We start from the raw sequence: 13478 nt of genomic DNA, 5'->3' as shown, positions 1-13478 counted from the left end.
AATCAGGGGAATTTAGGGAACTTTTTAAAATCCGGATCTCTTTTTTCCAAAAAGGCGTTTTTGCCCTCTTGGGCTTCCTCCATAAGATAATACATCAAAGTGGCATCTCCGGCGAATTCCATTAAACCGTGCTGTCCGTCCAATTCGGCATTAAGCGCCCGTTTGATCATCCGAACGGCCATAGGGCTCCGTTGCATGATGGTTTTGCACCACTCTACCGTTTCGTCCTCCAGTCGTTCGAAGGGCACCACTTTATTCACCATTCCCATCTCTTCTGCTTCCCTGGCCGTGTACTGTCGGCATAAGAACCAAATTTCCCTTGCTTTTTTCTGGCCGACATGTCTTGCCAAATAGGAAGAACCGAATCCCCCGTCGAAACTTCCTACTTTAGGACCGGTTTGACCGAAACGGGCATTTTCGGAAGCGATCGTTAAGTCGCATACGACATGCAGAACATGGCCGCCCCCGATAGCATAGCCGTTTACCATGGCGATGACGGGCTTAGGAATGGAACGGATGGCTTTGTGCAGGTCTAAAACATTTAACCGGGGAACTCCGTTTTCGTCTATATATCCACCACTCCCCTTTACGTTTTGATCGCCTCCTGAACAAAATGCTTTATCCCCGGCACCCGTGAGGATGACGACATAAATATCGTTTCGTTCCCGGCATATGGCCATGGCATCCAGCATCTCCGCGTTGGTTTGCGGCCGGAAAGCATTGTACACCTGTTGCCGGTCGATCGTTATTTTTGCAATTCCTTCGAAGAAATCGAATTTGATATCTTCGTATGCTTTAATTGTGGTCCAGTTTCTTGTTGTCATATTATTATTCAGTTTCTTTTACTTAGGTGTTTAAAATATTCTTTCAATATATTGCCGTTTACAGTCCGGGGTGTTTTTACAACTAACAGATAAGGTTTTTCTGCCGGTTGAAAAAAAGAGGAGATGCATTCTTTCAGGGTTATTTCGTTGTCTGCTTCAAATACCTTAAATCCGTGGAGCTCTCCTAATCGAACGATATCGACTTGATGCGGCGTTTCAAAGAACTCTTCTACCTCATCCAATACGGAGGGACCGGGAAGAAATCTGAAGATGCCCCCTCCTCCGTTTTGGATAACAACGATTTTTAAATTGGAAGACTTGTATTTTATCCATAAAGCGTTCGAATCATATAGAAATCCGATGTCTCCGGTAATCAGTATCGTTGGATCGCGAGTTGTCACGGAGGCCCCAACAGCGGTGGAGGAGCATCCGTCGATTCCGCTTGTCCCCCTGTTTCCGTCTGCTCTTGCTATCGTGTTACAATGGAAAAGTTGGGCATATCTTACGGGGGTGCTATTCCCCAATTGTAAACGCGTATTCGCGGGCAAGGCGGGGAGAAGAAGCGAGAAAGCCTTCAAATCGCACCATGGAATCCGGCTAAGGTATTCATGATGCCGTTTTTCCGCTAAGTTCTCTTTTTCTTTCCAGAGCCGGAAATAATCCGAAGGTTCCGATTTTTCCGCTAATCCGCTTGTCAGTTGAGTAAAAAAAGCCCGGGCCTCCATTTTTATCGGTAGAGTCAGGGATTGATAAGTATCCGGGGCAATTTCTCTTAAATCGATATGCCAGTGTTCCCGCGGCGGATGATGGCGAATAAAAGTTTTGATCATTCGCGAAACGACGGCTCCTCCGAAAGTAATCAATAAATCGGGAGCGAAGAGGGATTCCTCTTCGTTTTGGATCGTGGCCAAAACCCGGTCGATGGTCGGAATGGCCTGCGGGATGTTTTTATTTGCTATATTTTCGGTTAAGACGACAACTTTATGTTGCAGGATGAGTTGTTCTATTTGTTGGGTAATAATTTTGTCGGGTGTATGGAAACCTACGATCAGTAAAATTCTGTTATACCGGAAGAATAATCCTTGTAATTTTGCTTTTTCATCCGGCAGCAGTTCGGTTCGAGTAGGACTTACCCGGATGATTCGCTGGGGCGATATCCCGTGTGAGTGAAATCCGTACAGGGGTTCCCGCAGGGGTATGTTTACGTGTACAGGACCTTTATATGCTGTCTGGGAGGCATTGATCGCCTCGTTGATCAAACGATTGGCATACCACCGGTCTTCCGGCGTAACGATATTTACCGGTAACTGGCAAGAGTATTTGACGAAAGGGGTCAGGATGTTGTTTTGCCGGATGGTTTGGCTATCGTCCTGATCGATCCATTCCGGCGGACGGTCGGCCGAAATGACAAGCAAGGGAATCCCTTGATAATAAGCTTCGGCTATCGCGGGAGCATAATTCAGGAGTGCGGTTCCGGATGTGCAAATGAGGGCGACTGTTCGTTGACTTTGTTGCGCTATGCCTAAAGCGAAAAAGGCGGCGGATCGTTCATCGGGAATGACGAAATGCCGTAACTTTTTTTCTTTGGCCACGGAGACCAGTAGGGGGGCATTTCTGGAGCCCGGGGAGAGGACGATATCGTGAATCTCCTTTTGAACCAACAGTTCCGTGAGTATACGTACGCTCTCTATATCAGAATGTAGTTTTTCCATAATTGATCTGTCGTATTAAATTTAACAGGGTATCGGCTTTTGTACAAGTTTCTTCCCATTCGTTTTCCGGGTCGGAGGCCGGAGTAATTCCGCCGCCCACGTATAGTTTTAATGCATCGTTAAAAAGCTCCATGCTCCGTAGGTTTACAAAAAGATTGAAGGCGCCGTTTTGTTGTATGGGGCCTAAGTAGCCTGCGTAATACCGCCGTTCCTGTTTTTCTATTTCTGAAATCAGTTGCATGGCCCTCTTTTTAGGAATGCCGCAAACCGCCGGTGTCGGATGCAATAGGGAAATCAATTGATCTATCTCTTCGGCAGGCAGTTGTTCGTCGCTTTTAAACAAGGTACAAAGGTGGTATACGTTTCCGGCTTGTACGGTTTCCGGTCCTGTTATTTCTAAATTGCGAGTAAAAATAGGTTGTAAAATCTGAGTAATATAGTCCGTTACGATCTGTTGTTCTATTCTATCCTTTTCACTCCACACGATTTTTTCTTTAGGTGTTGTGGCCGGTTGTGTTCCGGCAAGAGACATCGTAAAGAAACCGTTCCTGTCGTATTTCAAAAAAGTTTCCGGGGTAGCTCCCATCCAGGCACATTTGCCGGGAATGACCACGAAAAAGAGAAAAGCGTGATGATATTGTTTCATCTGCTCGAAAAGAATGGGAGCCATTTTGAGTGAATCGCAAGGGAGGGTAATTGTTCGTGAAAAGACCACCTTCTTCATGGATTCTCTTTTTAAAGTCGCGATTAAAGTCCGGAGTTCATCCAGGTATTCGAGATGATCGCAATCGTTTTTGGTAAAATTGCGTTCGGGGGTATTGAATACCGTGTTTTGAAGATTTATGATCGCTTCCTGGTCGCACAGGTAATCGGTAAAAGCGAGGTCTTCTTTGATAAAAAAAGGAAAACTCCAGGAGGCCCGGCTAAAAGGTGCAATGATAAATCCTTTGCCTTTCTGGTGTTTATCGAAACCATTGAATATATTGATATCGTTTGAAAGCTGTGCTCCGAAAACCATCTCCTGAGAACCGGGTAGACGATACGTGTAAAAAGGAATATTATTTCTCAGACAGATTCCTTGCACTTCCGCGATAGAAAGTTTGCTTTTTGTTTCCGACATAGTACTAAATTCTTTATTAAACGAATTTGTCTTACAAAAATAGCCAAAATTCTGCTGTTGATGTCTACATTGTTTAAAATCTGACTACTTTTGCCTAAGTTAGATTTCTGATCGGAATGCATGAGGATAAAAATAGAAAGAAATTTTGGGGAGGAAGAAAAGGATGGCGAGAGTTATTACCCAATAACTCGAGTGCTTTTTTTTATATTTTTTCTTCTTTGAAAAATTATAATTTCCGTCTTTATTTTGGCGGACAATGTGTTTCTCTGATCGGAACGTGGATGCAGCAAATCGCCATGAGCTGGTTGGTATTCCGTTTGACGGGTTCCGTTTTTTTGTTAGCCACGGTGACTTTTATGGCTCAGATTCCGATCTTGCTCGTGACACCTTTCATGAGTGTTTTTGTCGATCGTTTTAACCGTCGTCATATTTTGATCTTTACCCAAAGTTTATCTATGTTGCAAGCGTTGATTATGGCTTGGTTGACCTTATCGGGTTGGATCGAAGTGTGGCATATTTTAGTTTTAAGTGTATTTATCGGTTTGATCAATGCCCTGGATAACCCTACCCGGCAATCGTTTTATCCGAGTTTGGTTCCGAAAGAGAATTTGGGGAATGCCATAGCTTTAAATTCAGCGGTAATTAACGGTTCCCGGTTAATAGGTCCGGCTGTAGGAGGTGTATTGATCGGATTATTCGGGGAGGGATATTGTTTCTTATTGAATGGAATCAGTTATTTGGGTGTTATTGTTGCTTTATTGATGATGCGTTTGACCCCTTTCCGGCCGAAACCGGTTGTTCAGCGGGTATGGGTGGATATAGAAGACGGATTTCGGTATGTATGGGAAAATATTCCTATACGGACTTTATTGTTATTAATGAGTAGCGTTAGCTTTTTCGGTATCCCGTTGATGACTTTTATTCCGGCATACGTGAAGACGATCCTCGGGGGAGAGAGCGAGATGTTGGGCGTATTGCTCTCCAGTATCGGGATCGGTTCTTTCGGGGCGGCCCTCTATCTGGCGGCCCGGAAAAGCGTGTTGGGGTTGGGAAAGGTGGTGATGTTATCCACACTCTTACTTGGAATCGGGATTATTCTGATATCTTTTGTCTCCGTTCCCTGGGTGGCAACGATCTTATGCATACCGATCGGTTTTTTCATAATAGCGGCAGTAGCTTCCGTCAATACGTTGTTGCAGACTTTGTCCGATGAGGACAAGCGGGGGCGGGTTATGGGATATATGGCCATGACTTTTACGGGGATGGCTCCGATCGGGAGCATGGTTTTGGGAGCTATTGAAAAGTATATCGGGTTACCCGCTATCATTATGTGTTCGGGTATCGGTTGCGTATTGGCTGCTTGCCTTTTCGAGCATTATCGCCCGTTGATCCGCCGCCTGACCCGGCCTGTTTACGTGGAAAAAGGCATTATCCCTGAAATTGCTGTCGGCATAGAGAACTCAGAGGAGAACTTTTAGATTCAAAGATTTAAGTTATTGAATGATCTTGAGATTAAGGGATTTTGAAATTGTTCGATTAAATAATTGGGGGATTTTAGAGATTAAGGAGAAATTTACGATTTAAACTTTAGATTATCGTATCTCCTGCGATCGGAGTGGTTCCTCTCTATGATCCGATCGGGATCGTGTATAAGTTTATGGATTATTGTGATGCTCTCCTTTTAACACGGGCAAACTGATATGATATTTTACGGCTAAGACACGAATGATGATGACACTAATTGCCGTGACGATTTGAGTAGATACCGGGCCGATTTGTATAAAATCGCAGAAAAAATAGATGAATCCTCCTATGATGCAGGCTATCGCGTAAATGTCTTTTCGGAAAATCAGAGGAACCTCGTTGATACAGATATCCCGGATAACTCCCCCGACGGCTCCGGTCGTCATTCCCATGATAATCGCCACCCAGGCAGGAAATCCGCTTAACAGACTTTTTTCAATGCCGACCACGGTGAATAGTCCCAATCCGATGGCATCGAAGATAAAGAAGGTGTTATTCAATCTGATCACGTGTTTTCCGAAAAGGATAACAAAGCCTAAGGCAAGTGCCGTAACGATTAAATAAGAGGGCTGGTGCATCCAGAAAGGCGTCACTCCGAGCAAAAGATCCCGGGTGGTTCCGCCACCGATAGCCGTGGCTGCCCCGACCACGTATGCCCCGAACCAATCGAAATTCTTTGCTGATGCTAATCGGATACCACTGATTGCAAAAGCAAAGGTTCCGATGTAGTCGATAATTGTCGTAAAATTGATATCTGAAAAATGGAACATATTATTGTTATTAGCGGTGGCAAAGTTACGATAAATCTATCGAATAGGCGAATAAAACAGGAAGGGGTTTCTTTTGTGTTTCTTTCCAACCACAGATACCGAGTATGCCGATGCGCACCGGATTTAGACGGTCGAATGTGGTAAGAAAGTACATTGTCGCACTGAAATCCTCCGTATTGATGTCGGGAGAGGCAATGCTGAGACGTTCTCCTCCACTTTCGCCTGTAAAAGACGGGTCGAAAGCAAGGGTGATAAAACCTCGTTCGGCGAGCATCTGGGCGTAAGTGCCGGACGATTGTTCTTTCACCGCTCCGAATAGTCCGCTTACGGCGATTGTCGTAAGTATGCCCTCTGCGTTCTTCGGTATATCCATGTCTGCGGCAAGTGTAATGCCGAAACGGTCGAGAAACGAGCATAACCAATTTTCATAATTGGGATGGTCTGAAACGTGTTAGACAGTCCTTTAATATTCGTGCGATATAAACTCTCCCAGATTCCAAGATATTCAATTGTATTTCGATTAAATGGGCCAGCTCCCAATAACTGCAGTCGGGGCATCACATTTTGTATTTTGCTATGTCTGGCAGACTGATATAGTCATTTTCATTGACTGATATAATTGTGTCGCCTGTGTCCTTTATTGTAATCTTTGCCATTTATTATTGACCCGTTGAATTTTAACTATAAAAGTAGCTATAATCTATGAGATTATATCCTTTTCAATGAACCGTGTACAAGAATGAAACCAAATATTTGATAAAGGGACCTTTATGCTCAGGGATTATGACTTCCGTTATAATCGAAAGAGGTATTTGATAGCACGGCGTCGCAAATCACTGAAAATCGTATGGTTGGCAAATCGGTACCTCTGTATTTCAAGTATTTCTCTAAAAGTTTATTCACCAATCGATTGTATCAAACTGATGAATATTCAACACGAACACAGGCGTATGGGATACGTATGAAGGCTATGTTAGATATAACAATTGGATACATCCTTATAAAATAAATGTTTACGAAGATGCCGATATTCAGGTAGACGTTATAAAACAAGAAACAACAGATATTAACCATGTTGTGATAGCCGCACGAATAGAAGATCTGCAAAATGGTTATCACGCAATAATTTTCACGGCAATAAAAACAGGGTAAACTTTTAAAAAGCGGGTTGGATATCACTCTGAAAGTTATAAATGAAGATGGTTACGGACGAGATCTAACGTACAATTTTAAAAGATAATAGCGTGTGCGTTCAGACTTTCTTACGTACGATAGGAAATATACATAATAGGCATCAAAAATAGCCTTTCCTTCAATCATCGTAAATTTTATTAAACCTATTTTTATTGTACTCGGAAAGCGGAAAGATTGGCCCGACTGACCGCTCGCGAGCAAGATGGAGGTAAACGAATCAAAAGACAGAAGGAAAATTTTCATTGCAAGAATTTGATTTATAAATTTTTAATCTGACGGTAGTTCATAATAATACAATAGCATGAAAATCATTTTCTTATTTTATTTTTAAATAATTTTTTATAACTTACAAGCGTATTTTTTACACTAAAGTTCTCGATTGACATGAAAAGTTGTGGATTAATAGCTCGCGTGCAGGCCAAACTGCTTTTTCGATCCGGCCTGGGAAGGTTCTTTTTTATCTTGATCTCGGCCTGTATCCTTTTTCACGTCGGGTTTAACTTGAGCGCGCTTAATCCCGCCAAAGGATCGGGAGAAGTCCACATGGCTTCCCTTTTCCCCTATACGATCGCTTTTTTATTCACCTTGTCGCAATACCCGGTTTTGATTTTTCTTTCCGCATCGTTTTTTTCCCGGAAAAAAATTGATACGCTCGATTCCATCAAAGCCCGTCCCGCAAGTAACGCAGAGTATTACACGGGAGTCGGTATCGGGTTTGTCCGGGTATTCGTGGCGTGGGCGATCGTCCTCTTTTCCCTGGGCATGCTTGTTCATGTCTTTGCCAGCAAGGCTCCTTTTAACCCGTGGCTTTACCCCTATTACCTGGTGACGCTGGTGTTCCCGGCCACGGTCTTCATGCTCGGTCTCTCCTTTTTTATTTTAAGTCTTTTACGTCAATCGTTTGTTTCCATGATAATCTTGTTCGCTTGCGTTTGGGGAACCGTCTCCTTGTCTGGAGAATCTTTTTCCGGTATTCTTAATTTCTCCGGGCTGACGTTACCGAACGAGTATTCCGAGATAACCGGTTTCGCTGATGTTTATCCTTATCTTTTACAACGCCTGGGGTGGTTGTTGGCGGGTGTCGGGTTGTTTTTTTTCTCGATACTTTTTTGTCGACGCCTGGAGAACCGTCCCGGGGAACGGGTGGCGACAGGGAAAAAGGCCGGCGGAATATTGTTGCTGGGACTTGCCTGCTTGTTAGCCGTTCAGGGAATATACTCTCGCAAGTACGCCCGCCGGGCTCGTTACGCCGAAGTGTATGATCGCCACGTGAATCATGACAGGTTATACCTCCTGACTCAGGAGTTGTATGTCACGCCCGCCGGCCGCCGGCTAAAGGGCCTTAGCCGGATGAAACTCTTGAACGAAACGGGGAAGGTCTTGCCCGATTTTTTACTTTACTTGAACCCGGGGTTACGCGTGAAATCGTTGACGGTGGGGGATGATACCGTCTCGTTCCGTCGCAAGGATCAGGTCATTGTCGTCGGGAAATCCGTTTTGCCGGGTGACACGCTCCGGGTGGAGATGGTGTACGAGGGAGGTATCGATGAAAACATTTTTTATCTCGACGTGCCGGAAGAAGAGCTAAAGGACTCGTGGGTAGAGGGCCATCCGCGGGATTTGTGCCCCCGTGGCAAACGGTACGCTTACCTGGACGAGCATCAGGTGTTGTTAAACCCGGAGGGTTTGTGGTATCCCGTCACGGTCCCCCCGGTAAACCCCGCTTCGCCGTATGTCATTGAAAAAAATTTTACCGGTTACAGGTTGACCGTTCACGGCGTGAAAGGCCAAACAGTCATCTCGCAAGGAGAGCGGCGGGATACCGGGGAAGGTGTCGTATTCGAGAATAATTACCCTCTTACCGGGATTAGCCTGTGCGTCGGGGATTATGAAAGGCGTTACCTCCGGTTGGATTCTGTCGATTACGAGCTTTTCCTGTTTAAAGGACACGGGATCTTCGTGGAGGCGTATGAAGATGTTTTGAACGATTTGCCGGGGTATTTTTCCGGCAATTTGAAGCCTTCGATTGAACGTGATTTTAATAAAGAGTACCCGTTCAAGCGATTGCTGTTTATCGAGACTCCCCGTACCTTTGTCACGTATTACCGGGATCAAAGAGGGGGAAGCGAGTACGTGCAACCTGAGATTATTTTTTTCCCGGAGCGCATGCCCACGCCCTGGATGGACAGGTGGGCGTTGAACAGGCATAGCAAGCAATTTGCAGAGTATTTCACGGGAGGGGAGAAGGGGGTGAAACTCGATATGATTCAGTCGATCTATACCAATTACTTGGAGAGAGAAATCAGGCCCGTGTATTACCCTCGTTTAAAACGTGCGATTGATCGATTGACGTTTCGACCGTCAAAACCGGCGAGAGTGAATAACTTGTTCTTTACCGGTCCTCTCTTTTATAACCATGTCTATTCTTTTCACTCGCTCGATTACCCGGTCATCGAGACCGTGTTCAACACGATGGTAAAAAACTCTTTTAACCCGGCTGCGGCCGCTTTTTCCTTTATTAGCCTGGAAAATTATCGCGAGGGGATTCGTTTTTTAAGTACCCGCGGGTTGAAAGACGTGTCCCGGTACCCCGGCTTGAGCCCGGAATTGACGCGTAGGCTCGTGAATATTAAAACGGATGAATTATTGTCTCTCCTGGACTTGCACGGTGTCCCCACGGGCAAGCTTGCCGGCTATCTACGGGAGTATGTTTCCCGGAGGCATTTTAATCGTGTCGATTTAAAGGACCTCGACCGGGACATGAGACGTGATCTGGGAATAAATTTGCTGGATATTTTACCCGGTTGGTATCAACAAAATCGCTTGCCCTCGTTTATCGTGAAGGATATTGACGCGAGACGGGTTAGCGCGGATGGACCCTATTATAGCGGTAACGACGTGACGCGATTTGTTTTCACCGTTTACAACGACAGCCAGACAGACGGTTTTGTTACCCTGTCTTACTTCTCGGAACTTTATGCCAGGCTTCCTTCCAATTATCATTATCGGATCCCGGCGGGGGAGGGAAGAAGGATAAGTCACGTGGCTCGTGGCAAGTGTTCCGAGCCTGTTTTGAAATTGAACCTCTCCCGAAATTACCCTCCCGATATCCCTCTCGAGGAGTTCCTTTCATCCGTCGCTTCAGTGGACACGCTAAATCGAGAGGAAAAAATCGGTAAAGGGGATTTATTCCCGCCCGGGGAGATTATCGTTGATGACATGGATGCCGGGTTCTCTCGCGGTACCCGCGGGTTATCGCTTATCAAACGATGGAAAAGAGGGCGACAGGAAGAAGCTGTTCACGAGAAGGATATAATTTATTTTGATAGATTAAACCCGGACTGGCAAACAAGGATAGATCAAACGGCTCACGGGTATCCCACGCGCACGACTATGGCCTGTTCAGTGTCGAATTCCGGTGACGGGGTGAGCTGGAGCGCAGGGATCGACAGGGAAGGATATTACGAGATCTCGGTCTATATCCCGCCGGGCTTGATAAAATACACGGGTTCTCACGTGAAGAGCGATAACACGACTAAACCGTCGTTCTCGCAATATTACACGATCGAGTGTAACGGTGAATTGAAAGAAACCAGTATCGAGATTTCCGGTCAACCGGGCTGGACGTCGATAGGGAAATTTTATTGCGTGCCCGGAACGATGTGCGTGTCTCTCCTGGATAAAGGAATACCCGGTCAGCTCATTTGGGCGGATGCCGTCAGGTGGAAATATCTTGGCGCTAAAGATGAACAAGTTACAGGTCGTGCCCCTCGTTAAACTTATTATAAACCTTTAAATTACAAACATTATGAAAAGAATTTTACTTGTATTGAGCGGGATCTTTTGTTTTTTGACCTCGTTTTCTCCTGCCGCGACGGAGGGAGACGTGGCGTGGATTGTTAGCCCGATGACAAAAGCTATTGTTGAAGGTGATAAAGCTGACTTTGAAGTAACAATTTATAAAACTTACGGGGAGTTTAGAGAATTAGACGTTAAGTCGGTTAGTAGCGATCCAGAAAATTTTCCTGTTTCCGAGAAAGTCACAGATAATGACTATAATATGATTAAATATCAAGTTACGGGGGAAGGTAAGAAAGCGGGAAATTACACGATCACGATAACAATTTCCGGGAAATATAACAACAATGGAATTAAAAATTTCAATCAAAGTAAAACCGTTAAAGTGGCGGTCGTGAGAATAGATTGATTACATAGCGAAACAGGTTTAACGAGGGATTATTAAATAGCGTTATAAAAAACGAAACCGACCGAGAGTTTTACTTTTGGTCGGTTTCCAAATTGTCCTAACTATTCAAATTTTATTTCCCTTATCCTTGTTAAAGGCCCGTTCATGAATTTGATATACCCGATCTCCTTTCTTTTTTAGACGATTTTGAAGGCTGTGTTTATAAACAAGGCCACATCTCGAGAGAATTAACCATCAACTACCAACCTGATATTAAAAAGAATATGTACACGGTCAACAAACGACTTGCCCTCGTGGAGAACTAAGCCTTTACACTATCACAAAAGAATAATTTTAATTTTGGGAATAAACTTGTTCTAAAATATTTTTTATATATTTGTTAATATAATGTATTTCATTGTTACGGTATCTAAAAATCACTCATGTATGAAAAAGATTGTATTTTCTTTTTTATTCGTTACAATAATAAACTTCAGCTTCGGGCAACGCTGGGGAGCAAATTTTTATTTTGGCCAAAAATCAGTTCAAGAATACAGTACATGGTGCGTGTTCGCTTGTATAGAGATGAAAACACAAAAGAGTCATGAACAATGCAATGCCGCAACAATGTACGTTCACGAGTTTCATTCAACAAGTATAGATTGCTGCGAGAAATTTCCAGATGATCATGCGAGCGAAGAGTATAATAAATTCTGTCTTCATGGCGTGGATCTTCTCAAATGTCCTCACTTTTTAGGAATATATCATAAAGCTATGCCCTTATCTATTACCAATATAAGTTCTACTTTTAAATACGGGGAACATCAACTTTTCTATCCACTCCCTTGTTATGGATTTATTAATTCATTACATCATTGTGTTTTAGTATATGGAATTGAAGCTACTATAGAAGGACTTCAAAAATTATGGAAGGTGTATTACATCGACCCTTATGACGGAAGTTCTAAATACCTGAGAGTATACGAAAACGATACCAGTATTCAACTAATTTGTATAATATAAACCGAACGATTATGAAACAGATCACGTTATTCTTGTCATGCTTCTTCCTGTTCACGAGTTGTTCCGAGAAAAAGATAACCTCGGCCACGAATAATTCTTTACTCAACCCAAATCAGGTTCTTGCTTCCAACGAAACAAAGGTTTATAATGCCGTTAAATGGGATATACTGGATAGGGCAAAAGACAACACCGCCAGATCCAAAAGTAGTGGATCTCTGCTTTCCCCTCAAGTAGTTGAAAGAATGGAGGTGTACCGGATTCCTTATTACGAGTTTAACGAGGAAGATTTTTTTAGAGATCCCACGCCGGAAAGGATTATAACTTGCTGTTATCCCCCGGAGGATAAAATGATGTTTATAGGTAAAATGAGCGGGGAGATTGTTTCTATATTTGAAGCCTCGAAGAAAAAGGACAAATGGTATATCGGAATCTTTTATGACGATGCTAATTTTATCAAGGAAACTTTATCTTGGATTCCTAAAAAGATAGAGTACCCGGATTCTTCTCATCTAAAATTAATAACAATATATGGTTTACCGCACTTTGCCTATACCAACGACAATAAAACTACCTATTACCGGTTCACAGGCCAACCGGAGGCTTACGAGAGTGAATTGTTTGACTATATTGTCAGTGCTCACGAGAATGCGAAAGGGTTAAAGGAATTTTTTGACAAGACAGGAGGCCACGTGATCAAGGGTGATTCTCTAATTCCAATCGAGGAATTCATGAAAAGGGAAAAAAATAAATGAAACATTCAAGATAACCACGAGAAAGGAGATAATTACCCGATCTCTTTTCTTTTTTAGACGATTTTAAAGGCCGTGTTTATAAACAAGGCCACGTATCGAGAGAATTAACCACCGACTACCAACCTGATATTAAAAAGAATACGTACCACGTCTCACCTCTATTCATCCCTGCGGCAGACGACAATGAATATTATCAGGACGTATACGTGTATTTTATGGTATACGTACACTGCCAACAAGAAGTCTTGTCTATGTTTGCCGCAGGAAGTTTTTTTGCTTTTAGTAAGTAAAAACTAAACCGATAAAACAATATGAGATACTTCACCTTGTAAATTTATTGATTTATTTTTAAATTTGGATTATAATCTCACCA

At 43.5% G+C, this 13478-nt stretch carries 9 protein-coding genes and 1 pseudogene; 5 read left to right on the top strand and 5 right to left on the bottom strand.

Going from position 1 to position 13478, the window contains the following annotated elements; translation table 11 throughout:
* Positions 1-2: 2 nt before the first annotated feature.
* From menB to PGR74_RS03205, 3 genes are read right to left on the bottom strand one after another with little or no spacing between them, the layout of a single operon-like run.
* Positions 3-824 carry a 1,4-dihydroxy-2-naphthoyl-CoA synthase gene (gene menB, locus PGR74_RS03215; protein WP_041503173.1) on the bottom strand — a complete coding sequence of 274 codons (822 nt, stop codon included), beginning with the start codon at positions 822-824 and terminating at the stop codon, positions 3-5.
* An 8-nt stretch (positions 825-832) separates the two neighbouring features.
* A complete protein-coding gene (menD, locus tag PGR74_RS03210) occupies positions 833-2536 on the bottom strand; it encodes a 2-succinyl-5-enolpyruvyl-6-hydroxy-3-cyclohexene-1-carboxylic-acid synthase (protein ID WP_041505271.1) in 1704 nt (567 codons plus the stop codon).
* On the bottom strand, positions 2517-3656 hold the full coding sequence (locus tag PGR74_RS03205; protein ID WP_041505272.1) for an isochorismate synthase: 1140 nt from the start codon (positions 3654-3656) through the stop codon (positions 2517-2519). Before PGR74_RS03205 ends, menD begins: the two co-directional genes overlap by 20 nt.
* Before the next feature lie 116 nt (positions 3657-3772).
* Here PGR74_RS03205 and PGR74_RS03200 point away from each other — a divergent pair, with 116 nt between their 5' ends.
* A complete protein-coding gene (locus PGR74_RS03200; RefSeq protein ID WP_110688455.1) occupies positions 3773-5134 on the top strand; it encodes an MFS transporter in 1362 nt (453 codons plus the stop codon).
* A 177-nt stretch (positions 5135-5311) separates the two neighbouring features.
* Here PGR74_RS03200 and PGR74_RS03195 read toward each other — a convergent pair whose 3' ends face one another.
* Positions 5312-5950, bottom strand: a complete 639-nt coding sequence (locus PGR74_RS03195) for a trimeric intracellular cation channel family protein (RefSeq protein ID WP_041503167.1) — start codon at positions 5948-5950, stop codon at positions 5312-5314.
* 85 nt (positions 5951-6035) lie between these two features.
* Positions 6036-6362 (bottom strand): annotated as a pseudogene (locus PGR74_RS03190) (alpha/beta hydrolase); the annotation flags it as partial.
* Positions 6363-7528: 1166 nt separating this feature from the next.
* On the opposite strand from PGR74_RS03190, the gene PGR74_RS03185 reads away from it, so the two are divergent.
* From PGR74_RS03185 to PGR74_RS03170, 4 genes are all read left to right on the top strand, one after another.
* The gene (locus PGR74_RS03185) at positions 7529-10921 is read left to right on the top strand and encodes an ABC transporter permease (protein ID WP_041503165.1); all 3393 of its coding nucleotides are present in this window, start codon (positions 7529-7531) and stop codon (positions 10919-10921) included.
* Between the two features lie 31 nt (positions 10922-10952).
* Positions 10953-11351, top strand: coding sequence for a hypothetical protein (locus tag PGR74_RS03180; protein ID WP_041503164.1), 399 nt, complete (start codon positions 10953-10955; stop codon positions 11349-11351).
* A 426-nt stretch (positions 11352-11777) separates the two neighbouring features.
* Positions 11778-12353: a hypothetical protein gene (locus tag PGR74_RS03175; protein ID WP_041503163.1), complete on the top strand. Its 576-nt coding sequence runs from the start codon at positions 11778-11780 to the stop codon at positions 12351-12353.
* 11 nt (positions 12354-12364) lie between these two features.
* Positions 12365-13105 carry a hypothetical protein gene (locus PGR74_RS03170; RefSeq protein WP_270516689.1) on the top strand — a complete coding sequence of 247 codons (741 nt, stop codon included), beginning with the start codon at positions 12365-12367 and terminating at the stop codon, positions 13103-13105.
* Positions 13106-13478: the final 373 nt, after the last annotated feature.

The sequence above is a fragment of the Sanguibacteroides sp. AM78-02pH3A genome, from assembly GCF_027666085.1.
Classification (GTDB): domain Bacteria; phylum Bacteroidota; class Bacteroidia; order Bacteroidales; family Marinifilaceae; genus Gabonibacter; species Gabonibacter massiliensis.
The sequence above is the reverse complement of the archived record's forward strand: the minus strand, read 5'-3'. Positions and strand labels throughout refer to the sequence as shown.

Excerpts from the sequence above, each read along its gene's own strand:
- menB (WP_041503173.1), bottom strand. The coding sequence starts at position 824 with ATGACAACAAGAAACTGGACCACAATTAAAGCATACGAAGATATCAAA.
- menD (WP_041505271.1), bottom strand. The coding sequence starts at position 2,536 with ATGGAAAAACTACATTCTGATATAGAGAGCGTACGTATACTCACGGAA.
- PGR74_RS03205 (WP_041505272.1), bottom strand. The coding sequence starts at position 3,656 with ATGTCGGAAACAAAAAGCAAACTTTCTATCGCGGAAGTGCAAGGAATC.
- PGR74_RS03200 (WP_110688455.1), top strand. The coding sequence starts at position 3,773 with ATGCATGAGGATAAAAATAGAAAGAAATTTTGGGGAGGAAGAAAAGGA.
- PGR74_RS03195 (WP_041503167.1), bottom strand. The coding sequence starts at position 5,950 with ATGTTCCATTTTTCAGATATCAATTTTACGACAATTATCGACTACATC.
- PGR74_RS03185 (WP_041503165.1), top strand. The coding sequence starts at position 7,529 with ATGAAAAGTTGTGGATTAATAGCTCGCGTGCAGGCCAAACTGCTTTTT.
- PGR74_RS03180 (WP_041503164.1), top strand. The coding sequence starts at position 10,953 with ATGAAAAGAATTTTACTTGTATTGAGCGGGATCTTTTGTTTTTTGACC.
- PGR74_RS03175 (WP_041503163.1), top strand. The coding sequence starts at position 11,778 with ATGAAAAAGATTGTATTTTCTTTTTTATTCGTTACAATAATAAACTTC.
- PGR74_RS03170 (WP_270516689.1), top strand. The coding sequence starts at position 12,365 with ATGAAACAGATCACGTTATTCTTGTCATGCTTCTTCCTGTTCACGAGT.